Origin of the sequence: Frigidibacter sp. ROC022 (assembly GCF_024723735.1) — a bacterium.
Taxonomy (GTDB): Bacteria; Pseudomonadota; Alphaproteobacteria; order Rhodobacterales; family Rhodobacteraceae; genus SLM-1.
Genome location: NZ_JANQDU010000001.1, coordinates 1211895 through 1234227 on the forward strand (window position 1 = coordinate 1211895; position 22333 = coordinate 1234227).

The 22333-nt window shown below is 66.1% G+C and carries 23 protein-coding genes; 11 read left to right on the forward strand and 12 right to left on the reverse strand.

Annotated elements, in window-relative coordinates; translation table 11 throughout:
* Positions 1-213 precede the first annotated feature (213 nt).
* A complete protein-coding gene (locus NUW50_RS05830; RefSeq protein ID WP_258288123.1) occupies positions 214-1074 on the forward strand; it encodes a hypothetical protein in 861 nt (286 codons plus the stop codon).
* Positions 1075-1095: 21 nt separating this feature from the next.
* On the opposite strand, the gene NUW50_RS05835 is transcribed toward NUW50_RS05830, so the two are convergent.
* The 5 genes from NUW50_RS05835 to ssb form a co-directional block, all read right to left on the reverse strand.
* The gene (locus tag NUW50_RS05835; protein ID WP_258288124.1) at positions 1096-2706 is read right to left on the reverse strand and encodes a peptide chain release factor 3; all 1611 of its coding nucleotides are present in this window, start codon (positions 2704-2706) and stop codon (positions 1096-1098) included.
* Positions 2707-2771: 65 nt separating this feature from the next.
* Complete coding sequence (locus NUW50_RS05840) at positions 2772-3284, reverse strand: DUF6691 family protein (protein ID WP_338001347.1); 513 nt, start codon at positions 3282-3284, stop codon at positions 2772-2774.
* Positions 3284-3736, reverse strand: coding sequence for a YeeE/YedE family protein (locus tag NUW50_RS05845; protein ID WP_258288125.1), 453 nt, complete (start codon positions 3734-3736; stop codon positions 3284-3286). Before NUW50_RS05845 ends, NUW50_RS05840 begins: the two co-directional genes overlap by 1 nt.
* Before the next feature lie 74 nt (positions 3737-3810).
* On the reverse strand, positions 3811-4200 hold the full coding sequence (locus tag NUW50_RS05850; RefSeq protein ID WP_443135091.1) for an acyl-CoA thioesterase: 390 nt from the start codon (positions 4198-4200) through the stop codon (positions 3811-3813).
* 100 nt (positions 4201-4300) lie between these two features.
* Positions 4301-4801: a single-stranded DNA-binding protein gene (gene ssb, locus NUW50_RS05855; protein ID WP_258288127.1), complete on the reverse strand. Its 501-nt coding sequence runs from the start codon at positions 4799-4801 to the stop codon at positions 4301-4303.
* A 192-nt stretch (positions 4802-4993) separates the two neighbouring features.
* Between ssb and NUW50_RS05860 the strand changes: the two genes are divergently transcribed.
* Positions 4994-5584, forward strand: a complete 591-nt coding sequence (locus tag NUW50_RS05860) for a lytic transglycosylase domain-containing protein (protein WP_258288128.1) — start codon at positions 4994-4996, stop codon at positions 5582-5584.
* Between the two features lie 40 nt (positions 5585-5624).
* On the opposite strand, the gene NUW50_RS05865 is transcribed toward NUW50_RS05860, so the two are convergent.
* The gene (locus NUW50_RS05865) at positions 5625-6410 is read right to left on the reverse strand and encodes an enoyl-CoA hydratase (RefSeq protein WP_258288129.1); all 786 of its coding nucleotides are present in this window, start codon (positions 6408-6410) and stop codon (positions 5625-5627) included.
* Positions 6411-6469: 59 nt separating this feature from the next.
* Between NUW50_RS05865 and NUW50_RS05870 the strand changes: the two genes are divergently transcribed.
* Positions 6470-6889, forward strand: a complete 420-nt coding sequence (locus tag NUW50_RS05870; RefSeq protein WP_443135079.1) for a PaaI family thioesterase — start codon at positions 6470-6472, stop codon at positions 6887-6889.
* Between the two features lie 60 nt (positions 6890-6949).
* On the opposite strand, the gene NUW50_RS05875 is transcribed toward NUW50_RS05870, so the two are convergent.
* From NUW50_RS05875 to miaA, 6 genes are all read right to left on the reverse strand, one after another.
* The gene (locus NUW50_RS05875; protein ID WP_258288130.1) at positions 6950-9034 is read right to left on the reverse strand and encodes a dipeptide ABC transporter ATP-binding protein; all 2085 of its coding nucleotides are present in this window, start codon (positions 9032-9034) and stop codon (positions 6950-6952) included.
* Positions 9035-9168: 134 nt separating this feature from the next.
* Entirely contained in the window at positions 9169-10599 is a 1431-nt protein-coding gene (locus tag NUW50_RS05880; protein WP_258288131.1) for an ABC transporter permease, read from the reverse strand.
* A 10-nt stretch (positions 10600-10609) separates the two neighbouring features.
* A complete protein-coding gene (locus tag NUW50_RS05885) occupies positions 10610-11656 on the reverse strand; it encodes an ABC transporter permease (protein WP_258288132.1) in 1047 nt (348 codons plus the stop codon).
* Between the two features lie 94 nt (positions 11657-11750).
* Positions 11751-13385 carry an ABC transporter substrate-binding protein gene (locus NUW50_RS05890; protein ID WP_443135080.1) on the reverse strand — a complete coding sequence of 545 codons (1635 nt, stop codon included), beginning with the start codon at positions 13383-13385 and terminating at the stop codon, positions 11751-11753.
* A gap of 278 nt (positions 13386-13663) precedes the next feature.
* Entirely contained in the window at positions 13664-14923 is a 1260-nt protein-coding gene (locus NUW50_RS21415) for a helix-turn-helix domain-containing protein (RefSeq protein WP_258288134.1), read from the reverse strand.
* An 82-nt stretch (positions 14924-15005) separates the two neighbouring features.
* On the reverse strand, positions 15006-15875 hold the full coding sequence (miaA, locus tag NUW50_RS05900; RefSeq protein ID WP_258288313.1) for a tRNA (adenosine(37)-N6)-dimethylallyltransferase MiaA: 870 nt from the start codon (positions 15873-15875) through the stop codon (positions 15006-15008).
* A gap of 218 nt (positions 15876-16093) precedes the next feature.
* Here miaA and pyrH point away from each other — a divergent pair, with 218 nt between their 5' ends.
* The 8 genes from pyrH to NUW50_RS05940 all read left to right on the forward strand — a co-directional run bounded on the left by pyrH (position 16094) and on the right by NUW50_RS05940 (position 22269).
* Positions 16094-16828, forward strand: a complete 735-nt coding sequence (gene pyrH / locus NUW50_RS05905) for a UMP kinase (protein ID WP_258288135.1) — start codon at positions 16094-16096, stop codon at positions 16826-16828.
* Between the two features lie 119 nt (positions 16829-16947).
* Positions 16948-17166, forward strand: coding sequence for a hypothetical protein (locus NUW50_RS05910; protein ID WP_258288136.1), 219 nt, complete (start codon positions 16948-16950; stop codon positions 17164-17166).
* 131 nt (positions 17167-17297) lie between these two features.
* A complete protein-coding gene (gene frr / locus NUW50_RS05915) occupies positions 17298-17867 on the forward strand; it encodes a ribosome recycling factor (RefSeq protein WP_258288137.1) in 570 nt (189 codons plus the stop codon).
* Positions 17868-17896: 29 nt separating this feature from the next.
* A complete protein-coding gene (gene uppS / locus NUW50_RS05920) occupies positions 17897-18625 on the forward strand; it encodes a polyprenyl diphosphate synthase (RefSeq protein ID WP_258288138.1) in 729 nt (242 codons plus the stop codon).
* The gene (locus tag NUW50_RS05925) at positions 18622-19413 is read left to right on the forward strand and encodes a phosphatidate cytidylyltransferase (RefSeq protein WP_258288139.1); all 792 of its coding nucleotides are present in this window, start codon (positions 18622-18624) and stop codon (positions 19411-19413) included. Before uppS ends, NUW50_RS05925 begins: the two co-directional genes overlap by 4 nt.
* A gap of 3 nt (positions 19414-19416) precedes the next feature.
* Positions 19417-20583, forward strand: coding sequence for a 1-deoxy-D-xylulose-5-phosphate reductoisomerase (gene dxr, locus NUW50_RS05930; protein ID WP_258288140.1), 1167 nt, complete (start codon positions 19417-19419; stop codon positions 20581-20583).
* A gap of 60 nt (positions 20584-20643) precedes the next feature.
* The gene (rseP, locus tag NUW50_RS05935; protein WP_258288141.1) at positions 20644-21984 is read left to right on the forward strand and encodes an RIP metalloprotease RseP; all 1341 of its coding nucleotides are present in this window, start codon (positions 20644-20646) and stop codon (positions 21982-21984) included.
* A 156-nt stretch (positions 21985-22140) separates the two neighbouring features.
* Positions 22141-22269 (forward strand): hypothetical protein, encoded by a 129-nt coding sequence (locus NUW50_RS05940; protein WP_258288142.1) that lies wholly within the window; start codon positions 22141-22143, stop codon positions 22267-22269.
* Positions 22270-22333: the final 64 nt, after the last annotated feature.

The window sequence follows — 22333 nt, forward strand, 5'->3', positions numbered from 1 at the left end:
CGGCGGGTCAGGCCAGATCGGGCGGTCCCGGCGGATCCCGCGCGCCCGGCGCAGGTCAGGGCCGGGCGCCGGGCCTTGCCCCGGAAACGGTGGTCCGGCGGGGCTTGTGCGAGGCCGCGCGATAGGGCCCGAAACCTCCCGAAGGTTGATCCGGGGGACGAATTCGACAAGAGTGGCGAGAATATTTTTTCTTAACTTCATTCGGAGACATCCATGACTCTCTTTTTCCGATCGGCATTGCTTGGCGTTTTCTCGGTTCTGGCTACCGGAGCGTCCCTGGCGCAGGACATGAATTCGGGCAGCAACACCCGGACCGGTGATCAGTGCGGCGAGTATTTCTATGCGCCCCGCCTGGCAGGGAAGCGGCCCGCGCCCGACACCACCGAGGTTCCGTTCCGCTCGCCCGACTGGTTCAAGAGCGGCGAGCCGATCTGCTATGTCGAGGCCCGTAAGGGCGCAGTGGTGGCGGTTCCGACGCAGAAAATGCGCCAGGGCGACAAGCATATGGCGCTGGTGATCTACCGCGCGAACGGGGTCGAGCTGCGCTATGTCTCGGGCAAGGACGACGGCGCCCGCTCGTTTCCGCTGGTCGATTGCTCCGTCCGCGACACCGGCTATGTCTGCGTCGGCGACTTCGCCGGGGGCGGAAGGCTGACCGCGATGCTGATCTACAACAAGGAGCGCAACACGATTTCCAGCGGGATCGCTGTGGACATCCCGGTGTTCTACAAGGCCAAGGCAGCCCAGGAGGTGATGGCCACCGATCCCGCGACCCGGAAAATTCGCGTGACCTTCCCCGCGCTGGACCTGAGCTATGATCTGAAAGAGGCCAAGCGCGGCAAGGGGGCGATCTGGGATGCGCCGGCCAAGGGGTTCTACGGGGCGCTGAAATCTCTGCGCGAAACGCCGTCAGAACTGGTGGTGTCGGTGGAGGGCTCCACCACCAAGGATGACGGTGGCGTCGCTCTCATCACCAGGAAGAGCACGCTGAGCCAGGGCAATGTCGGCTATCTGGCCGGAATGCTGCTGAAGATGGAATACATGCTCTACAAGACCACGGTCAAAGACAGCTAGGCAGCGCCGCCGCGACCGGGGTCAGCCGACCATCATTTCCTTGGTCGCGGTCAGTTTCAGCTCCGGGTGATCCCGCTCCACCCGGTCGATATCCCATTGCAGCCGGGTCAGATAGACGAGATCGCCGTCGTTGTCGGTGCCGATATGGCCCTTGTTCTTCTCGACGAAGGCATCGACGTCGGCCTTCTTGCCGGAAATCCAGCGCGCCGAGGTGAATTGCGAGGCCTCGAACCGAACCGGCAGCCCGTATTCCATCTCGATCCGGCTGGCCAGGACGTCGAATTGCAGGGCGCCGACCACACCGACGATGAAGCCCGAGCCGATCGTCGGCTTGAAGACCTTGGCGGCGCCTTCCTCGGCGAATTGCAGGAGTGCCTTGTCGAGATGCTTGGACTTCATCGGGTCCAGCGCCCGGACCGAGCGCAGCAGTTCCGGGGCAAAGCTGGGAATGCCGGTCACCCGCAGCGCCTCGCCTTCGGTCAGAGTGTCGCCGATCCGGAGCTGGCCGTGGTTCGGAATGCCGATGATGTCGCCGGCCCAGGCCTCTTCCGCCAGTTCACGGTCGGCGGCGAGGAACATCACCGGGTTGGTGATCGCCATCGACTTCTTCGACCGCACGTGCAGCAGCTTCATGCCGCGTTCGAAATGACCGGAGGCGAGGCGGACGAAGGCCACCCGGTCCCGGTGTTTCGGGTCCATGTTGGCCTGGACCTTGAAGACGAAGCCCGAGACCGGCGACTCCTCGGGCCCGATCTGGCGCGGTTCGGCGCGTTGCGGCTGCGGCAGCGGGCCGTATTCTCCGATCCCGTCCATCAGTTCCTTGACGCCGAAGGAGTTGATCGCCGAGCCGAACCAGATCGGCGTCAGCGTGCCTTCCAGAAAGGCCTTGCGGTCGAAGGTCGGCAGCAGCTCCTTGGCCATCTCCAGCTCTTCGCGCAACTTGGCCAGCAGATCGGCCGGAACGTGTTCGGCCAGCTTCGGATCGTCCAGCCCCTCGATCTTGACCGTTTCGGCGACCCGGTTGCGGTCGGCCCGGTCCATCAGTTCCAGCCGGTCGTGCAGCACGTCATAGCAGCCGATGAACTCGCGCCCGACGCCGATAGGCCAGCTGGCCGGGGTCACGTCGATGGCTAGGTTTTCCTGAATCTCGTCGATGATCTCGAAAGTGTCGCGCGCCTCGCGGTCCATCTTGTTGCAGAAGGTCAGGATCGGCAGGTCGCGCATCCGGCAGACCTCGAACAGTTTCCGCGTCTGGCTTTCCACGCCCTTGGCGCCGTCGATCACCATCACCGCCGCGTCCACCGCGGTCAGCGTGCGATAGGTGTCTTCGGAGAAATCGCTGTGGCCGGGCGTGTCCACCAGGTTGAAGCGGTATTGCCCGAATTCGAAGGACATGGCGCTGGCCGAGACCGAAATCCCGCGGTCCTTCTCCATCTGCATGAAGTCCGAGCGGGTGCGGCGGGCCTCGCCCTTGGCGCGGACCTGACCGGCCATCTGGATCGCGCCGCCGAACAGCAGGAACTTCTCGGTCAGCGTGGTCTTGCCGGCGTCGGGGTGCGAGATGATCGCGAAAGTCCGGCGACGGGCAATCTCGGGCGGCAGATCGGGGCGGTTGGGGGCATGGTCCAGCATGGCCGCGATATAGAGCGCACCGGGCGGGGCTGCAATCGCGCAACGCGGCCCGGTGCCGGATGTTTTCAGATGTCCGACAGGACGGTGTCGGGGATCGGGCCGGTGCCGGACTCGGCCGGGGTCATGCCGGCCACGTCGCAGGGCGACCCGGCCTGGCCGGGCAGCGGCGCCGCCAGCCTGGTGCGGCGGGCTAGGATCATCCCGGCGATCAGCGCCGCCAGGAAGACCAGCGCCTGCCAGCCGCCAAAGCCCGCCACTGCCAGCGCCGGGCCGGGGCAGAGCCCGACAAGGCCCCAGCCAAGCCCGAACAGGGCCGAACCGGAAATCAGCCGCAGGTCGATCAGCGCGTCGCCCTGGGCCGGAATCCGGGTGCCGGTGAACGCGGTCCGGCGCCGCTCGGCCAGCGGCCAAGCAATGGCCATCGGTATGATGGCGCCGCCGAGGACGAACATCAGGGTCGGGTCCCAGGCGCCGAAGACATCGAGGAACCCCTGCACCTTGGCGGTATCGGTCATGCCCGCGACCAGTAGCCCCAGCCCGAACAGCGACCCGGCGAGCAGCGCGAAGAGATAGCGCATCAGATCAGCCCCAGCAGGCTGCGGCCGACCGCCATGGTCAGAATCCCGGCGGCGACATAGGTGGCGCTGGCGACGATGCCGCGCGGAGACAGGCGCGAGATGCCGCAGACCCCGTGCCCCGAGGTGCAGCCATTGGCCATCCGGGTGCCGAGGCCGACGATCAGCCCGGCCGCGACAAGCAGCGGGACATTGCCGGTCAGATGGGTCTCGGCCCCGGCCCAGTCGGCGCCGCCCATCAGCAGAACCGCCAGCGCAGGCGCTGCGATCAGCCCGGCCAGGAAGGTCAGCCGTTCGGGCACCGCGCCACGCGCCGAGCGGTCCACCAGACCGCCCAGGATGCCGCTGGCCCCCATGACCCTTGCATTGCCCATCAGGTACAGCGCCGCTGCCGAGCCGATCATCAGCCCTCCCAGCAATCCATAGATCATGTCCGAGGTCAGAATATCCGGCATCGCGCGCTCCATACATTCCAAAAGACGAATGACTTTCCTAGGCGATGCCGATGCGTCTGGCAAGGGACAATGGCTCAGCCCTTCGGCGCGGGCGGATCGAGCATGAGGCCCGAGAAGGCGGCGCGGGCGGCGCTGCCGATCTCCACCGGGCGGCGGGTGGCGCGATCGACATGAACATGGATGAAGAACCCTTCCGCGGCGGCGCTCTGCGCGTCGTTTCGGAACAGCCCGATCTCGAACCGCACCGAGGACCGGCCCAGGGCCCCGACCCGCAGCCCGGCGGTCACCTGATCGGGGTAGCCCATCTCGGCCGCATAGCGGCAGCCGCTCTCGACCACCAGGCCGATCGTGGGGCTGGTCGCCGGGTTCAGCAGGCCCGCGTCGATCAGCCAGCCGTTTACCGCCGTATCGAACAGCGCGTAATGCACGACGTTGTTCAGATGCCCGTAGATGTCGTTGTCCATCCAGCGGGTCTGCAGGGGCCGAAAGACACGGTAGTCGGCGCGGGTGCCGGGCGGGGGCCTGCTCACGGCAGGCTCCGGCCCATGTCGACGCCGGCCATTCTCAGAACGGGATTTCGTCGTCGATGTCCGAGCGGGGGCCGCCCTGCGGCGCAGCGCCACCCGAGGAACTGCCGCCCGACGACCCGCCGCCATAGCCGCTGTCGTAGCCGCGGTCGTCATAACCGCCAGACCCGCCGCTGCCGCCGCCGTCACGCCCGTCGAGCATGGTCAGCTCGCTCCGATAGGGGCGCAGCACGACCTCGGTGGAATAGCGGTCCTGGCCGGACTGGTCCTGCCATTTGCGCGTTTCCAGCTGGCCTTCGATATAGACCTTCGAACCCTTCTTCAGATACTGCTCGGCGACCCGCGCCAGCGGTTCCGAATAGATCGCCACCGAATGCCATTCGGTCCGTTCCTTGCGCTCGCCGGTGTTGCGGTCCTTCCAGGTTTCCGATGTCGCAATTCGCAGGTTGCAGACCTTGCCACCGTTCTGAAAGGTCCGCACTTCCGGGTCGCGACCCAGATTGCCGATCAGAATGACCTTGTTCACCGAGCCCGCCATCTTGGTTCTCCCTAGAATCCTCGGGCACAGGTTAGACCACCCCAGACCGGCGATGGGAAGCCCCGGATCACCGCCTGACGTCGCGATGGCCGGCCATTCGCGTCGGCCGGGCCATGCCGGGTGCGCGGTTGCGTCTGGAACTGGGAGGAAAACTTTCCTATAACCGGTCCGGAAAATGACGGGATGGGACAGATGCGGGGATTAGCGGCGGCAGCGATGCTGTTGGCGATCACGGCGCCGGGGGCGGAAGCCGAGGCCTTGAGTCTCTCGACCAAGAACCGGGCCGGCTTGTTCAAGTCACAATTGTCGGTGCTCGACGGGCGGGCGGCGAAGCAATATTCGAACTCGGTCAAACTGCAGCCGAAATCGGCATTGACGCCGGTCGCCGGCGCGGCGGTGTCGAGCTTCCGGGGCAGCTACAAGGGCCCCTATCTGAGCATGGCGAAGGCCGCGGCGCGAAAATACGGGGTGCCGGAAGACCTGTTCCTGCGGCTGGTCCAGCAGGAAAGCGGCTTCAACCCCTCGGCGCGGTCGCACAAGGGGGCGCTCGGGCTGGCCCAGCTGATGCCGGCGACGGCGGCCAAGCTGCGTGTCGATCCGCTGGACCCGCAACAGAACCTGGAAGGCGGCGCCCGCTATCTGCGCCAGCAATACGACCGGTTCGGCTCCTGGCGGCTGGCGCTGGCGGCCTACAACGCCGGTCCGGAAGCGGTCGAGAAACACTCGGGAATTCCGCCCTACAAGGAAACCCGCAACTATGTGCAGGTGATTCTGGGGTCCTGAGCCCCGGCGCCTTGCCGTCGGGCCTGCGGGGCAGGCCGGCTCAGTCCGCCGCCCAGTCCGGTTTGCGTTTTTCCAGGAAGGCCGCGATGCCTTCGGCGGTGCCCTCGTCCATCATGTTCTCGACCATGACCTCGCCGGCATAGGCATAGGCATCGTCCAGCCCCATCTCGGCCTGCGCGTGGAAGGCGCGCTTGCCGATCCGCACGGCCGCGCCCAGCTTGGCCGTGATGGTCTCGGCCAGGCCCAGCACCTCTTCCTGCAGCCGGTCGGCATGGACGGCGCGGTTGACCAGCCCGGCGGCCACGGCCTCGTCGGCATTCAGGAAGCGCCCGGTCACCAGCATCTCGAAAGCCTGCTTGCGCCCGACATTGCGGGTCAGCGCCACCATCGGGGTCGAACAGAACAGGCCGATGTTCACCCCATTGACCCCGAATCGCGCCGTGTCGGCGGCAATCGCCAGATCGCAGGCGGCGACCAGCTGACAGCCCGCGGCGGTGGCCAATCCGCCAACTTCTGCGATGACCGGCTGCGGCATGTCGCGAATCGTGGTCATCACCCGGGCGCAGCGGGTGAACAGATCGGCGAGCTTCGCGGCTCCCTTGTCCGGCGCCGCCCGGGCGGCGCGGATCTCGGTCAGGTCATGCCCGGCGCAGAAGGTCCTTCCCTCGGCGGCGATCACCACCACGCGGATGCCGGACTCCCCGGCGATCGTGTCCAGCGTCGTCTGGAGCGCCAGCAGCATCGCATCCGACAGCGCATTCAGCCGCTCCGGCGCGTTCAGCACCAGCCGCGCCACCCCGTCCCTGTCCTGGCGTTTCAGGATCATCGGCTTGCCCTTTCTTCGGTTTCTTCGCAGCTTAGGCCCGGCAAGGGATGAGGGAAAGCATGCTGAAGATGGACCGCGACGCGTTGCAGGAGTTTCTGCGGCAGGCCTTTCCGCAGGTGGCGCAGGATTTCACCGTCGAGGAGGTTGCCCCGCATCGGATCGCGGTCCGGATGCCGAGTACGGAAAAGACCCTGCGCCCCGGCGGCACGGTCTCGGGTCCGGCGATGTTCGCCCTGGCCGATGTCTCGGTCTATCTGGCGCTGCTGGCGATGATCGGGCCGAAGGCGCTGGCGGTGACGACCAATGCCTCGATCGACTTCCTGCGCAAGCCGGTGGCGGGGGTCGATCTGCTGTCCGAATGCCGGCTGCTGAAACTGGGCCGGGTCCTGGCGGTGGGCGATGTGCTGCTCCGCTCCGAGGGGCAGGACGCGCCGGTGGCGCGGGCCAGCCTGACCTATTCGATCCCGCCGGAGCGGTAGGGCGGGGGAGGCCGGGGGCCAGCCCCCGGACCCCCGGAGTATTTCCAAGGCAAAGAGACGCTATTCGGCAGCGATCTGGATCACCGGCTCCATGCTGGCCAGTTCCTCGTCCGACAGCCAGCACAGCGTGTGATGCCCGTCCGCGAGGGTCTTGTAGGGCGGCAGCTCGGTCTCGCATTTGTTGCCCGGCACCTGGCTCTTCCAGCGGCAGCGGGTCTGGAACGGACAACCCGGCGGCGGGTTCATCGCCGAGGGGATGTCGCCCTCCAGCACGATGCGCTTCTTCTTGACCCGCGTGTCGGCGATCGGAACCGCCGAGAGCAGCGCCTCGGTATAGGGGTGGTAGGGCGGCGCGAAGACCTGATCGGTGGTGCCGACCTCGACCACATGGCCGAGATACATCACGATCACCCGGTCGGCGAGATAGCGGACGATCGACAGGTCGTGGCTGATGAACAGCAGCGTCGTCTTGTTCTCGCGCTGGATTTCCATCAGCAGATCGGTGACGGCGGCCTGCACCGAGACATCGAGCGCCGAGACCGGTTCGTCCGCGACCACGATCTTGGCGCCGCCGGCAAAGGCCCGGGCGATCCCGACCCGCTGCTTCTGGCCGCCCGACAACTGGCGCGGCATCCTCTCGGCAAAGGCGCGCGGCAGTTTCACGAGGTCGAGCAGTTCCAGCATCCGCGCCTTGCGGGCCGAGTCATCGGCCCCTTCGCCGAAGATCTCCAGCGCCCGGATGATCTGCCGGCCGACGGTCATCGACGGGTTCAGCGTGTCGAACGGGTTCTGGAACACCATCTGCACGCCCGAGACCGTATCGGGCCGGCGCTGCTGGATCGGGGTGTCCTGAATCTCCTCGCCATAGAGCAGGATATTGCCGCTGGTCGCGGTCTCCAGCCCCATCAGCACCTTGGCGAAGGTGGACTTGCCGCAGCCGGATTCGCCGACGATGGCCAGGGTCTCGCTTTCGCGGGCTTCGAAGGACAGCGTCTCGTTGGCCTTGACCACCCGCGGCACGCCGCCGCCGAACAGCTTGGTGGCCGAGACCTCGTAGTATTTCTTCAGGTCTTCCAGCTTCAGCACGACCTTGCCGGGTGTCGATTTCTTGGTCTTCTTGGCGAGCTTCGGCGGCGCCGACCAGTCGATCTCGGTGAATTTCACGCAGCGCGAGCCGTGACGGTCGTCGCCCTCGATCGACGCCATCCGGACATCGCCGGCATCGCAGCGCCCGGCTTCGAAATATTCGCAGCGGGGGCCGAAGTTGCAGCCCTGCGGGCGTTCGTGCGGCAGCGGGAAATTGCCCGGAATCGCGATCAGCGGATGGTCGTTCTTGTCGGCGCCGGGCAGCGGGATCGAGCGGAACAGCGCCTGGGTATAGGGGTGCTGCATCTTGTCGAAGACATCGGTGATCGAGCCGGTCTCGACCGCCTCGCCGGAATACATCACGCAGAGCCGGTCGCAGGTATCGAGGATCAGCCCGAGATTGTGCGAGATGAACAGCATCGAGGTGCCGTATTTCTTGCCCAGCCCCTTGACCAGATCGACGATGCCGGCCTCGACCGTGACGTCCAGCGCGGTGGTCGGCTCGTCGAGGATCAGCAGCGCCGGCTTGCTCATCAGCGCCATGGCGATGACGATCCGCTGCTGCTGGCCGCCCGAGAGCTGGTGCGGATAGGCCTTCATGATCCGCTCGGGGTCGGGCAGCTTCACATCCGTCACCACCTGCAGGGCCATCTTGTAGGCCTGATCCTCGGAAACGCCTTCGTGGATGATCGGCACTTCCATCAATTGCCTGCCGATCCGCATCGCCGGATTGAGGCTGGCCATCGGTTCCTGGTAGATCATCGCGATCTCGGAACCACGGATCCGGCGCAGCTCTTCCTGGTTCATCTCGGTCAGTTCGCGGCCCTTGAACCGGATCGAACCGCCGGTGACCCGTCCGTTGACGCCGAGATCCTGCATCACCGCCAGCGCCACGGTGGACTTGCCACAACCGGATTCGCCGACCAGGCCCATTGCCTCGCCCGGCATCACGGTGCAGGAAAAATCCATCACCGCCGGGATTTCACGCAATCGGGTGAAGAACGAGATCGAGAGATTGCTGATCTCGAGGATCGGTCCGTGGTGGTCGGATGTGCTCATCTCTTTTCCTTTTCTCGTCCTCTGGTCGGCGGTTGCCGCCTGCGGTCTCGGCTCATGCGGTCAATGGCCTTTGGTCATGCGCCCGATGCGGCGTGCCGGCACCGGGCGGTCGGCGATATGGGGCAGGGCGGGGCTCAATCCTTCAGGCTTTCTTCGCGCAGCCCGTCGGCCAGCAGGTTGAGACCCAGGACCAGGCTCATCAGCGCCAGCGCCGGCACCACGGCCGGATGCGGCGCGATCGACAGCAGCCGGCGGCCGGCGTTGATCGTCGAGCCCCAGTCCGGGCTCTCCGGCGAGACGCCGAGGCCGAAGAAGCCCAGCGTGCCCAGAAGGATGGTCGTGTAGCCGATCCGCAGGCAGAAATCGACGATCAGCGGCCCGCGGGCATTGGGCAGGATTTCCCACAGCATGATGTACCAGGGCCCTTCGCCACGGGTCTGTGCCGCCGCCACATAGTCGCGGGTCTGGATGTCGAGCGCCAGGCCGCGCACGATCCGGTAGACGGTGGGCGAGTTTACGAAGACCACCGAGACGAAGACGATCAGGATGTTCGGCTGCATCGAGACCAGGCCCAGCGGATCGGCGTTGAAGGCCAGCCCGGAATAGAGCCAGAGCCCCACCACCACGGTGATCGCGACATAGAGATTGCGCTTTGGCGGCTGGGTGTGAAAGCGCGAGTTGAACAGCACGATCATGAACAGGACCGGGAAGATGAACAGGACGGCCGCCATGTACATCGGGATCCCGGTCTCGACCATTTCCGGGGTCACCAGCAGGTAGAACAGCAGGATCACCGGGAAGGCGAGCACGAGGTTCGAGATGAAGGCCAGAACGGTGTCCAGCTTGCCGCCGAAATAGCCCGAGGGCAGACCCAGGGTGATCCCGACCATGAAGGCGAACAGCGTCGCGGCGGGGGCGATCTTCAGCACCTCGCGGGCGCCCAGAACCATCCGCGAATAGACGTCGCGGGCCAGATTGTCGCCGCCCAGCAGATACCAGTAGGTGCCGTCCGGCAGCGGCGTTCCCGGCGGCTTGTTCTTCATCCCCGACAGGGTGGTCAGCGGGTCGGCGGTGACCAGCAGATCGGCGAAGATCGCGGTGAAGACCCAGAACATCACGATGCCGAAGCCGATCATCCCGATCGAACTGTCGAACAGCTTGCCGTAGAGGCCGAGCCGCCGCTTGAACTTCATCGACAACGCGAAGGTGATGATCAGCGCGATCCAGACCGGCAGATAGAGGGTCGAGATATGGCCGATGATGCCCTTGGCCGGGCCCTGCAGCACGATCCCCGCGGCCAGGTAGATCAGCACCACCGCCAGCGCCACCTTGAAGGCCAGGTTCATCGCGAGGCGCAGATAATCGGCGGTGTCGAGCGGGGCGCTGTGGCCTGGCGCCGGGGGGCCGGCCTCGGGCACCATCTGGACCCCGGACAGCCGGAACACCAGCCGCAGGAAGGTGCGCAGCACCTGCAACGCAAAGGCCACGACCGCCACGGCGATCGCCGCCATCAGGACCGGGTTCAGATAGGGGCCGAGGGCGCCAGTCCAGGTCAGTTGGTCCATGGGCCTCTCCTCACGAGATACGGATGCGGGGATTCAGGAAGACATAGCCGATATCGGAAATCAGCTGGGTCACCAGAACCACGAAGACGGCGACGACCGAGCAGGCCAGGAGCAGCTCGATGTCGTTGTTGCCGGCGGCCTCGACCAGGGTGAAGCCGAAACCCTTGTAGTTGAACAGCGTCTCGACGATCACCACCCCGTTCAGAAGCCAGGGGAATTGCAGCATGATCACCGTGAAGGGCGCGATCAGAGCGTTGCGCAGGGCATGGCGCATGACGATCTGCGGAAAGCTGACCCCTTTCAGCCTTGCGGTGCGGATGTATTGCGCCGTCATCACCTCGGTCATCGAGGCGCGGGTCATCCGGGCGATATAGCCGATCCCGTAGAGCGCGATGGTGACCACCGGCAGGGTGAAGTTCTTGAACGTGATGTGGTCCATCGCGCTGGTCGCGGTGCCCGAGAACCATTTCAGCCCGACCGCGGACGAGGCGAAGATGGCGATGAAGATGACGCCCGAGACATATTCCGGCGTCGCCGTCGAGGCGATCGAGACGGTGGACAACGAGCGGTCGAGCCGCGAGCCCTCCTTCATCCCGGCCAGCACCCCGATCAGCAGCGCCGCGGGCACCATCAGCAGCATCACCGCGCCCATCAGCCAGGCGGTCAGGCCAAGCCGTTTCGCGACGATGGTGCTGACCTCGTCCTTGAAGACGGTGGAGAACCCCCAATCGCCCTGAAGGATTCCGCAATAGCGCGGCGCCGTCTCGGCCGTGTCGCCCGAGGCCACGCAACGACCGCGCAACTTTCCGTCATCGTCGGTGCGGGTCCAGCCCGGAACCACGCCCAGCCATTCGCCATAGCGGATCAGCACCGGCTGCTCGTAGCCGTTGCGTTCCAGCCACGAGGCAACCTGGGCATCGTCCATCCGCGCCGAGGCCTCGCTCTTGGCGAGTTTCTCGAGGTTGGGCGGCAGATTGGTCAGCAGGAAGACAATGAAGGTCAGGCAGAGCGCCGTCAGCAGCATCAGGCCAAGGCGTCGCAACAGAAACATCAGCATGGGCTGGTCCTTTCGGCGCCTGTACCGGAGCCACTAGGATGAAGGAAACCTGTCGTGCAAAGGGCGGCTCGCAAGCCGCCCTTCGGTTTCGGACTCAGGCGTCGATCCACCACTTGTAGTGGTGATGCTCGAAGGTCGGGTGCATTTCGGCCCCCATGACGTTTTCCTTCATGTGACGGTAGAGCGAGCGCCAGTAGGGCTGGATCAGCACCCCGTCGTCCTGCAGGATCTTCTCGATCTTGGCCATCAGCACCCGGCGCTTGTCGGCATCGGCGATCGACATCGCCTCGGCCAGCAGGGTGTCGAACTCGGGGTTGCTGTAGGCCGACTCGTTCCAGGCCACGCCGCTGCGATAGGCCAGCGCCAGGATCTGCACGCCCAGCGGACGCATGTTCCACTCGGTCGCCGAGAAGGGGAACTTCAGCCAGTCGTTCCAGAAGGTCGAGCCCGGCAGGATGGTCCGCTTGATCGGGATTCCGGCATCGCGAAGCTGTGCCGCGACCGCGTCGCAGGTGGCGGCCTGCCAGCTGTCGTCGATCGAGATCAGCTCATGCTCGAACTCGGCGTAGGGGGTGGAGTCGATCAGTTCCTTCGCCTTGACCGGATCGACCACGCGCGGCGGCAGCTCGGCATATTCCGGGTGGATCGGGCAGACATGGAAGTTCTCGGCCTCGGTCCCCAGACCGGCATAGCCGAGTTCCAGCACCACGCCGTTGTCGACCGCCATCTGCATCGCCTTGCGGACGTTGCGGTCCTTGTAGACCTCGGCCTCCTGGTTGAAGCGCACCGCGATGGTGGCGGCGGTGACGACTTCGGACTTCTTCCAGCCGATGCTGTCCATCACCTCGACGAAATCGCCGACCGTCTGGTAGAGGATGTCGATCTCGTCGGCATCCGCGCCGGCGACCCAGGCAGAGGTGTCGGTGCCGAGGTCGATGTATTCGATCCGGTCCAGATAGGCGCCTTCGCCCCACCAGCCGTCACGCTTGACCAGCACCTGCTTGACGCCGACCTCGTTGACTTCGGGCATGTAGGGGCCGGTGCCGATCGGGTTCACCGAGGGATCGCCGTTGTCGTAGCTCTGGTGCACGACCGCCGCCGGATAGTCGGAGAAGTTCGGGATCACCGCGATGTCCGGCTCGCTGAGCACCAGCTTCACGGTCATCGGATCGACCACCGTGACTGCGCCGTCGCGGACCTTCTTGGTCTCGGGATCCTGCAGGGTCGCCATCCGGCCCGCCATCGAGTTGCCCTCGACCGTGCCGTCGCACCAGCGGATGATGTTGTGGGCCACGTCCTCGGCGGTGAACTCGTCGCCGTTCGACCAGGTCACACCGGGACGCACGTGCAGCAGGTACTCGGTGGCGTCGTCGTTGATTTCCCAGCTTTCCAGCAGCATCGGCTTGAACGAGCCGTCGCTTTCGTATTCGACGAGGTATTCCAGCCAGCCACGGGTGAAGTTGGCGATCTGCGACCAGTCGGCGGTGCGCGGGTCCTTCAGGCCCTTGGTTTCCATCTGCATCCGCAGCGTGCCGCCGAATTTCGGCGTCGCCTGGGCGCGGGCCGGGGTTTCGAGCCCGATCATCGCATAGGCCGCCGCCGAGGTCGCCCCCAGGGCGGTGGCCCGGGTCAGGAATTCACGGCGGCTCATCTGGCCGGCCCTGCATTCTTCCGCGTACATGCCGACGGCAGGATGCAAGGCTTTACCCGTAAGGGTTTCATGTTTCATGTCGATCTCCCTGTGACATGTAGCGTTGGTTTGGTATTCGCGCCCCGAGCGTGGCCGCTATCCGGAAGAACCTTGCCGGACGGGCCCTGGAGGATCGGTCCTTTTTCCGTCATTGAGAACGGAACCGGGCAGATCGTCTAGGTCGGCTTTCGCCGTGTCGTAGCACAAATGCGACATATCCACTATTGAAAAGCGACCTGCTCCGGCTTGCAAGGGGGGCAAGGCGAGAAAGTCCTCTCAATTTCGGATTAGTTTCCCGGTTCCGGCGAAAGGTCGGTTCAGCGGCGGCGCCGGAAAGCGGTCGGGGTCTCCCGGGTGGCCTTCTGGAAGGCGCGGGTGAAATAGGCCGGCGAGGTGAAGCCCAGCGTCTCGGCGATCCGCTTGACCGGCCAGTCGGTCTCGCGCAGCAGGCTGCGGGCCTCGTAGAACACCCGGTCCGACAGGATTTCATGCGCGGAACGCCCGCAGGCGGCCTTGCACGATCGGGTCAGATGGGTCGGCGTGACCCCCAGCTTTGCGGCGAAATCGCCGACCGAATGGGCGGCGCTGACATCCTCTTCCACCAGCGCCGTGAAGGCCGCGACCAGCCGCTTTGCGGCGGTCTGCGGGCTGTCTTCCGGGTCGCGCTTGAGGATTTGCCGTTCCAGCCAGACCGAGAGCAGCCCGCCATGATGCGCCAGGGCCTTGTCGGCCACCGGCAACTCGCGATCCAGTTCGCGCTGCAGGTTGTCGATCATCTGGCTCAGTTCGTTCTGCTCGGTCGCGTCGCGGAACCGCAGGTGATGCGGCCGGTCGGGCAGCATCCCGGCGAAGTCGCGCGGGAAGGTGACCTGGCTGCCGAAGATCTGGGCGGTGGTCTCGAACCCGTGCATGGTGCCGGGCGGCAGGAAGATCGCGTTATGGGCGCCGAAACCTCGGGTTTCCCCGGCAATCGTGATCCGGCCCTGACCGCAGGTGAACCAGATCAGCACCGGGGCCGAATAGCTGCGCATCGCCTCGGTGCGCCAGCGCCCGCCCTTGGCCAGCCGGGGCAGGGCGACGATCCGGAACCGGTTGCCCGGATCGGGGGGCGTCGTCTCTTCCGGGCGCTTGCCGGATCGCCTGGCCGGGCGCGACGGGGCGACCTTCGGGGCCGCCAGCGTCGCGGCAACCCGGCCGGTCGGATCGGTCCGGTGGCGGAAACCGACTTTGTGCCGGTCCTCGGTGTCTTCCTGACCGGCTTCGGTCGCGTTTCTCGGAGCCGCCGCGGCGCTGCGGTCGGGGGCGGCGGCCTTGCCGACAAGGACCGGCGGCGCCGTGCGGAAGATCGATTTCTGGGTGACCTGCGGGGCCGGCTTCGGTGTTCCCGACCGGGCGCCCTGTTCCTGCAGCCTTGTCTTCTGCCTGGCGTTCAGCTCCGGCGCCGCTCCGGTCAGCAGAACCGGCGGCTTGCTCCGGAAAATCGGCTTCGGAGTGGCGATGTCGGCACTCGTCTTGCCAAGTTTCTTTACCGGGGCGGGGGTCGGGCGTTGCAGAAAGCTGGGCAGTTTCGTCGCCACGTGCAGTATCCTTTTCGTCGGTCCGGGGACCTCTTGTCGGGGGATGGTCCTCGGGACGCAGCCGCAATCCGGGGCGCCGGATTCAGGCCTGCGAAGACTCAGGGATAGCCGAGCCTGACAGTGCTGGCCAGTCTTTCATGCGCGATCGGAACCAGCTGCGTTGTCGCTTTGCATATTGCCGCGACGAGATGATGGCCAGATCGCGGGCCGAGTCGAGCGACATCTCGCCGCGCAGATGGGCAATCAGCTCGGGTCCGCCGATCGCCTTGGCGGAAGGCCGCGCAGGGTCCCAGTCGGCTAGGTTCTGCCGCGCCTCCTCCAGCGCACCGGCGGCCAGCATGGCATCGAACCGCGCCGCGATTCGGGGGGCCAGCCAGTCGGGCGGGGCGTTGACCAGCAGTGCCCGGGCCCGCGACAGCGGCAGCAGAGGCGGGCCGGTGTCGTCCTGCCACCCGGCCAGACCCCGCCCGGTGGCCCTCTGCACCTCCCAGGCACGCTGGACCCGGACCGGGTTCAACCGGTCGATCCGTTCCGCTGTCACCGGGTCGAGTTCTGCCAGCATCGCGTCCAGTTCACCCGCCGCGATCCGCCGGTCGGCCTCGGCCCGGATCTCGGGCGGGGTCGGGGGGATCTCGGCCAGCCCTTCGGTCAGGGCGGTGAAATAGAGCCCGGTGCCGCCGGTGATTATCAGCCGCGGCCCCCGGTCCAGAAGCGCCGCCACGTCCCGCAGCCAGTGCCCCACCGAATAGCTCTGCCGGGGGCCGACATGGCCATAGAGCGCATGTGGCGCCCGGGCCAGATCCCCGGGGCCGGGCCGCGCCGTCAGTATCCGCCAGTTGTCATAGACCTGCAGCGCATCGGCATTCACGATCACTCCGCCCTGCCGCTCGGCAATCGCCAGCGCCAGGGCCGACTTGCCCGAGGCGGTCGGCCCGGCGATCAGCACCGGCATGTCGTGTGGAATATTATCAATTATTTCCAGCACCTTGCGGGGTATTCCTCATGTTCCCCCGGCGGCAGGGGCATTTTCCCGAGATCGGGCGTTGAACCTTGACGCCTTTTCCGACATTTTCGCCGCATCGCGCAACCGCCATGCCCAGACGCCCGGCCCGGAGGCCGGGCCCTGTGCCGGCCAACAGCCAATCCGTCCGCCATGCCCAGAGGATCAACATGACCGAGACCGCCGCAGCCCCCGCGACGAAATACAGCCGTGTGCTTCTGAAAATCTCCGGCGAGGCGCTGATGGGCGACCAGGGCTATGGCCTGCATCCGCCCACCGTGGCGCGGATCGCCGCCGAGGTGAAGTCGGTGCATGACATGGGTGTCGAGATCGCCATGGTGATCGGCGGCGGCAACATCTTTCGAGGGTTGCAGGGCAGCGCCCAGGGGATGGAGCGGGCCACCGCCGACTACATGGGGATGCTGGCCACGGTGATGAACGCGCTGGCCATGCAGGCGGCGCTGGAGGATCTTAAGATCCACACGAGGGTGATTTCCGCGATCCCGATGGACCAAGTCTGCGAACCCTATATCCGCCGCCGTGCCATCCGCCATCTCGAGAAGTCGCGGGTGGTGATCTTCGCCGCCGGCACCGGCAATCCCTATTTCACCACCGACACGGCGGCGACCCTTCGGGCCAACGAGATGGGCTGCCAGGCGATCTTCAAGGGCACCAAGGTGGACGGGGTCTATGACAAGGACCCCAAGAAGAACCCCGATGCCAAGCGCTACGATCGGGTGACCTACGACGAGGTGCTGCAGAAGCATCTGGCGGTGATGGATGCCAGCGCGATCGCCCTTGCGCGCGACAATGCGCTGCCGATCATCGTCTTCTCGCTGGACGAACCCGGCGGGTTCAGGGGCATCCTGGCCGGGCAGGGCACCTATACGACGGTCCATCCCTGACGCCGCAATTGCGCCGCGTGCCTGCCCTCTGATTCGCACATTCCCGGGCCATCATGACCCGAGGTCGGAGCCCGGCATTCCCTGTCGGGCCTGCGGGGCGTGACACGAGGAACGCGACGATGATGCGCAAGTCCTTCAAGCTGCGGCTGGCCAGGGGTCTGCTGGCCTTCGGCGTGACGCTCGGGCTGACGGCCCAGGCATTGGGCGACCCGGCCCCCCGGTCCTGCCCGCCGGGCTGGATATGCCCGGTGCCGGTGACGCTGTTTCCCGCTGCCGAAGAGGCCGGACAGGACGTTTCCTGGGACGGGACGGTGATCCTGCCGGAGCCCGCGAAGTAGCGCCGCCGCCGGCATCTTCCGGTCTTCAAACCCTGTCGCCGGCAGTCAGCAGACCTATACAAGTGGCTGGGGTTGAGGCTATAACCCCGGCGCCGGGCGACAGAACCCGGACAGGACTGGCGAGTGGATTGATGGCAGACGAAAACGACCTCGATATCGACCTTGACGATCTCAAGCGGCGGATGGAGGGGGCGATGAACAACCTCAACCACGAATTCGCGTCGCTGCGCACCGGACGGGCGAGCGCCTCGATGGTCGAACCGATCATGGTCGATGCCTATGGCAGCCCGACGCCGATCAACCAGATCGGCACGGTGAACGTGCCGGAACCGCGGATGGTGACGATCAACGTCTGGGACAAGGCGCTGGTCGGCAAGGCCGAGAAGGCGATCCGCGAGTCGGGTCTCGGGATCAACCCGCAACTCAACGGCACGATCATCATGTTGCCGATCCCGGAATTGAACGAAGAGCGTCGCCGCGAGTTGACCCGGGTGGCGGCACAATATGCCGAACATGCCAGGGTCGCGGTGCGCAACGTGCGGCGCGACGGCATGGACCAGATCAAGAAGGCCAAGGCCGCGGGCATGGCCGAGGACGATCAGAAGCTCTGGACCGAAGAGGTTCAGGCCCTGACCGACGAGTATATCAGCGTCGTGGACAAGGCGCTGGAGGCGAAGCAGCAAGAGATCATGCAGGTCTGAGTGGACCTGTCGATCCGAAAGGACGACCGATGGACCTGACAACCGAGCGCGCCAAAGGTGGCCCGCGCCATGTTGCCATCATCATGGATGGCAACGGACGCTGGGCGCAGGCCCGCGGCAAGCCGCGCCTGTTCGGCCATCACGCCGGGGCCAAGCGGGTCCGCGAGATCGTCGAGGCCTGCCCCGATCTCGGCGTCCGCTATCTGACGATCTTCGCCTTCTCGACCGAGAACTGGAAACGCACCCAGACCGAGGTGGCCGGGCTGATGAGCCTGTTTCGCCGCTACATCACCCGCGAGGCGCGGTCCCTGTTCAAGGAGGGCGTCCGGGTGCGCTTCATCGGCGACCGGATCAAGCTGGACGAAAAGCTGGTCCGGCTGATGGACGATCTGGAGCTGATGACCAGCGACAACGATCGCGTGCACCTGACCATCGCGCTGAACTATGGCGGCCGCGACGAGGTGGCCCGCGCCACCAAGCGCCTTGCGCGCGAGGTGAAGGCCGGACGTCTGGACCCGGAAAAGGTCGATGCCGAGAGCCTGGCGAAATATCTCGACACCTATGTCCTGCCGGACCCCGACCTGGTGATCCGCACCAGCGGCGAGGCGCGGATCTCGAATTTCCTGCTCTGGCAATCGGCCTATGCCGAATACGAGTTCATCGACACGCTCTGGCCCGATTTCACCGCGGAGACCTTTGCCCGTTCGGTCGCCAGCTACGCCGGGCGCGAGCGGCGGTTCGGCGCCGTGCCTGGATGAGCAGCCCGTCGAAATGGGATGACCTTCTGCCCCGGATCGCTTCGGGCGCGGCTCTGGCGGCCATTGGCCTGGGCTGCATCTGGGCCGGCGGGTTCTGGTTCACCACCCTGGCGGTGGTGGCTGCCGGGGTGATGGCCTGGGAACTGGCGCGGATCATCGTGCCCGAGGCCGGGGCCGATGCGTATCTGCTGGGGCTGGTCGCCGGGCTCTCGGTGGCGGCGGCGCGGCTGGTGCCCGACCTGGCGGTGGTGCCGGTGCTGATGCTGCCGGCCGTCGCCTGGGACCTGACATTGAAGCGCGATTTCAAGACCTTCGGCGGTGTCACCCTGCTGATCGGCCTGGCGGCCTGGGGGCTGGCCGAGTTCCGGATGACCTATGGCATGGTCTGGCTGTTCTGGCTGGTCGGGGTGGTGATCGCCACCGATATCGCCGGCTATTTCGTCGGCAAGACCCTGGGCGGCGCCAAGTTCTGGCCCGCGATCAGCCCCAAGAAGACCTGGAGCGGCATCATCGGCGGCTGGGTCGCGGCGGCGCTGGTCGGGGCGGTCTTTCTGACCTTCACCGATGCCGGCCGGGACCTGATCTGGATTTCCTCGGTCGTGGCCTTCGTCAGCCAGATGGGCGACATCGGCGAAAGCGCGGTCAAGCGGCGCTATGGCGTCAAGGATGCCTCGAACCTGATCCCCGGCCATGGCGGGCTGATGGACCGGTTCGACGCTTTGCTGGGGGCTTCGCTGGCGATGCTGGTCGTCGCCTTGCTGGTCGATGTGCCCGAGGTGCGGTTCTAGCCGATGCGACGGGTTTCGATCTTCGGCGCCACCGGCTCGATCGGGCAATCCACGCTGGATCTGATCGGCCGCGAGACCAACCGCTATCATGTGGTGGCCCTCACCGGCGGGCGCAATGTGGCGCGACTGGCAAAGGATGCGCGGCGTCTCGGCGCCGAAATCGCGGTCACCGCGCATGAGGAACTGCTGGACGAACTGCGCGCGGCGCTGGCCGGATCGGGGGTCGAGGCGGCGGCCGGGGCAGGGGCGATCGCCGAGGCGGCCTCCCGTCCTGCCGACTGGGCGATGTCGGCCATCGTCGGCGCGGCCGGGCTGCTGCCGGGACTGCGGGCGCTGGAACAGGGCACGACGCTGGCTCTGGCCAACAAGGAAAGCCTTGTCACCGCGGGGCCGCTGGTGATCGAGACGGCGCGGAAACACGGTGCCACGGTTCTGCCGGTGGACAGCGAGCACTCGGCGGTGTTCCAGGCCCTGAAGGGCGAAGACATCGCCTCGGTCGAGCGGGTGATCCTGACCGCCAGCGGGGGGCCGTTCCGGGACTGGAGCGCCGAGCGGATGGCGCATGTGACCGTGGCCGAGGCCAGCACCCACCCCAATTGGGAAATGGGGCAGCGGATCACCATCGACAGCGCCAGCCTGTTCAACAAGGCCATGGAAGTCATTGAGACACATGAGTTCTTCGGGATCGCGCCAGAGAAGATCGAGGTCATCGTCCATCCCGAAAGCATGATCCACGCCCTCGTCGGGCACAACGACGGCGGCCTGATCGCCCATGTCGGCCCGCCCGACATGCGCCACGCCATCGGCTATGCGCTGAACTGGCCGGAACGGCGGCCGCTTCCGGTGGCCCGGCTCGACCTGGCCGGGATCGGCCGGTTCAGCTTCGAAGCCCCGGACGAGACGCGGTTTCCGGCCCTGCGCCTGGCCCGCGAGGTCATGGCCGAGGGCGGGCTGGCCGGGGCCGCCTTCAACGCCGCCAAGGAAGCCGCGATGGACCGGTTTCTGGCCGGAACGCTGGGCTTTACCGGCATGGCGCCGCTGGTGGAACGCGTTCTTGATCGGATGTCCGGCGAGGGAAGCCTTGGAATTGACCGATTTTCCCTTGATAACGTCACCCGGATCGACGCAGAGGCGCGCGCCATCGCCATGAGACAGACCGCCGAAGAATGACCGGCACCGAATGACCGGCAAAGGGCGACCCGAGGCCACGTTACGGAGATAACAGGTATAATGGATTTTCAATCGCTGTTCGGGATGCTTGGAGGCGGCGTCTGGACGCTTGTGTTCTTCGTGGTGGCGCTGTCGGTCATCGTGACGGTGCACGAGCTGGGCCATTACCTTGTCGGTCGCTGGACAGGTATCGGGGCCGAGGTGTTCTCGCTGGGCTTCGGGCCGGTGCTGGCCTCCCGCGTGGACAAGCACGGGACCAAGTGGCAGCTTGCGGCGATTCCCTTTGGCGGCTACGTCAAGTTCGTCGGCGATTCGAACGCCGCCTCGGGCCGTGACGATGCGGCGCTGGCCGGGATGGACGCACAGACCCGCCGCCGTTCGGTCCACGGGGCGCCGCTCTGGGCCCGGGCCGCGACCGTCGCTGCCGGACCCCTGGCGAATTTCCTTCTGTCCTTCGTGGTCTTCTCGGCCCTGATCTTCTCGCAGGGCGTGCCGGTCTCGCCGATGACGATCGCCGAAATCCATCCGTTTCCGGCCGAGGCAGAGATCGGCCTGAAGGTCGGTGACAGGATCCTCGCCATCGATGGCAAGGATGTCCGCGACGAAACCGCCGCCGCCGAGGCGCTGGCCGATCTGCCCGACCAGGCCACGCTGGACTATCTGGTCGAGCGCGACGGCTCGGAAATGCTGGTCACGGCGCCGAACCTGTTCCCGGCGCTGGTCGGCTCGGTCATGCCCAACAGCGCCGCCGCCGATGCCGGCCTTGCGCCCGACGACGTGATCCTGAGTGTCGATGGCAAGCCGATCTCGACCTTCAGCGAATTGCGTGACCTGACCGGCGCTTCGGAAGGGGAGCCGATGCAGATCAAGGTGTGGCGCGATGGCGAGACCTTCGATTTCACCCTGGTGCCGCGCAAGATGGACCTGCCGACCGGCGGTGGCGGGTTCGAGACCCGCTACCTGATCGGCCTGACCTCGGGCAGTCTCTACGAGGCCAAGACCGAATATCCCAGCCCGTGGAAGGCGGCGGAATTCGGCGTCAAGCAGACCTGGGAAGTGCTGGTGACGACGATTTCCGGGATCGGCCACATGGTCACCGGCAAGATCGATTCGTGCAACATCCAGGGCGCGATCGGCATTGCCGAGGCCAGCGGCGACGCGGCGGCGGCCGGGCTTGCTTCCTTCGTCATGTTCATCGGCTTCCTGTCGGCCGCGATCGGCCTGCTGAACCTGTTCCCGATCCCGGTGCTCGATGGCGGGCATCTGGTGTTTCAGGCCTGGGAGGCCGTTACCGGCAAGGCGCCCGGCGAAAAGGCGATGCGGATCATGATGACCATCGGGCTGGTGCTGGTCCTGTCGCTGATGATCTTCGGTCTGACCAACGACGTGCGCTGCCCCTGAGCCGGGGCGCGTCACGCCGCCTGTCGTGCCAGAGGTGTTGCCCGAAAGCCGCGGCGCGAAACACCGCCGAGACGCGGCATTCGCGCCCAAATCATGCCATAATCGCGCGGTAATTCGTTGGCAGAGCGAGCTAAACCGCAAATCGACGAGGATGTCATGCAAACCATCGCCAAAGGCTATCGCAGCTTTTCCCTGCTGGTTGATCTGAACGTGGACAGGTTGCTGACGACAACCGCGCTGCTGCTGGCGCTGGTGCTGGGCGGGCTGATCGGCTCGATGCTCTGAGCCGGGCGGCCGCATTCGGTTGCCGGGGCGCCTCGCGCGCCGATCCGAAATCATCCGGAAACGA